Source organism: Mesorhizobium sp. M1A.F.Ca.IN.020.06.1.1, assembly GCF_004023265.1.
In the GTDB taxonomy this organism is placed as follows: Bacteria; Pseudomonadota; Alphaproteobacteria; order Rhizobiales; family Rhizobiaceae; genus Mesorhizobium.
The window spans coordinates 1-583 of sequence record NZ_RZSR01001686.1 but is presented as its reverse complement, the minus strand read 5'-3'; the positions used below and the strand labels follow the sequence as shown (position 1 = coordinate 583).

1 protein-coding gene and 1 pseudogene are annotated in these 583 nt (G+C 63.1%); both read left to right on the top strand.

Annotated elements, in window-relative coordinates; genetic code table 11:
* Positions 1–178, top strand: a pseudogene (locus EOA60_RS36345) (2-hydroxyacid dehydrogenase); the annotation flags it as partial.
* Positions 179–309: 131 nt separating this feature from the next.
* On the top strand, positions 310–583 hold a 274-nt coding region (locus EOA60_RS36340), incomplete at its 3' end, for a hypothetical protein (RefSeq protein ID WP_128312797.1).

Here is a 583-nt window from a genome sequence, read left to right as displayed (position 1 = left end):
GCCCAGAGCGCTGCTCGATGCGCCCAACACCTCCCTTCTGCCGCATGTCGGATCTGCGTCCGACCACACCCGCCGGGCCATGGCGGATCTGTGCGTCGACAATCTCATCTCCTGGTTCGGCGAGCACCGGCCGCTGACCCCGGTGCCGGAGACGATCAACGTCAAGCCACGCGCCTGAGCGGAAGGCCGGCCACATTTATTAACGCCTGCTTAACCATCATTCTGCATACTTCGTTATGCATGTTGTCCAAATCGGCGCGTGGTTTGGAGACCGGCATGGCACGGCAAGCCAGGATGTGGAGAGGCGGAGTGAAGCTGTTAGCCGGGTTGATTGCGTCAGTCGCCTTATACGGGGGCGTTCAGTCCCTGCACGACGGCAACGGCCAAAGCGCGGTCGAGCAAGCCGGCCTCTCCAACAGCTATCGGCTGACAGCCAATGGCGACGAAGCGGCCTGCGCAATCAAGCGCGGCGCCGAGGTCTCGGACGGCCTGTCGCTGCTGACAATTGCTCCGAACTGCAGCAAGCTGATGCCCGGCATCGAGCGTGTGAAATTCTGGCGCGAGCAGGCCGACGGCTCGGTCG